This window comes from Allobaculum fili, assembly GCF_020969955.1.
In the GTDB taxonomy this organism is placed as follows: Bacteria; Bacillota_I; Bacilli_A; order Erysipelotrichales; family Erysipelotrichaceae; genus Allobaculum; species Allobaculum fili.
Window position 1 is genome coordinate 1 of the sequence record NZ_JAHDSX010000094.1, and the last position, 813, is coordinate 813.

The window sequence follows — 813 nt, forward strand, 5'->3', positions numbered from 1 at the left end:
TGACCAGGTAAAAACGCTCCTGGGACTGAGTGATGAAAGCCAGGACGAAAAGCTGAAGTCCGTCATTACGCTGACTTCAGCCCGTCTGGCCTCTTTGCTTGGTGTCAAAGACGTACCGGAAGAGATGCAATACATCGCCATTGAAGCGTCAATCCGCCGCTTTAACCGGATCGGATCCGAAGGCATGAGCAGCCACAACGTTGAGGGGGAGAGCGTGTCCTACAGGGACAACGACTTTGCGGACTTCATGGACGACATTCAGGCATGGAAAACAGCTCACGAGACTCCAGTGCGGAGGCTTCGTTTTTTATGAGATACGACACGAAAATCGAGCTGGTCCGCTCAGATCCGGGCCATTTCAATCCGGATACCGGCAATTACGAGGGCCGGACAGAGACAAAAACGCCGCTCTACGCATCCGTGATGGATACCAGGGCGGAAATGGTTCAGCTGGTCTATGGGTGCCTGAGGCAGGGGAGCCTGACGATCCATATCCAGAACCACACAGACATTGTGTTCGATCAGATCGATGTTAGAGGGCGCCGGTACACAGTAGATTTTCGGCGCAGGCTCAGAACCAAGGAGTCGTTTATCGTATCGGAGGTGCAGACATGAGATTGAATGCAACGATCAGCGGCCTCAAGCCGTTTCAGAAAAAGCTGCTGGCCAAGGCAAATCGCAGCGCCATTCAGAAGGTGGTCCGGCTCAATACGGCAGAGCTGACCGCAGGCGCTCAAAGAAAAGCCCCGGTTTCGACCGAAGAGACCAACCCCGGCGGCCATCATGGACAGCTGCGGGAAAGCATCACCCCAT

3 protein-coding genes are annotated in these 813 nt (G+C 54.6%); all 3 read left to right on the forward strand.

Features of this window, described 5'->3' with window-relative positions; all coding sequences use genetic code 11:
• A partial coding sequence (locus tag Afil_RS10640) for a phage head-tail connector protein (protein WP_230268533.1) occupies positions 1-313 on the forward strand: 313 nt, incomplete at its 5' end.
• Complete coding sequence (locus Afil_RS10645; RefSeq protein ID WP_230268534.1) at positions 310-615, forward strand: hypothetical protein; 306 nt, start codon at positions 310-312, stop codon at positions 613-615. The genes Afil_RS10640 and Afil_RS10645, both read left to right, overlap by 4 nt.
• On the forward strand, positions 612-813 hold a 202-nt coding region (locus Afil_RS10650; RefSeq protein ID WP_439647328.1), incomplete at its 3' end, for a hypothetical protein. The genes Afil_RS10645 and Afil_RS10650, both read left to right, overlap by 4 nt.

Coding starts and splice junctions, on each gene's coding strand:
- Afil_RS10645 (WP_230268534.1), top strand. CDS start 310: ATGAGATACGACACGAAAATCGAGCTGGTCCGCTCAGATCCGGGCCAT.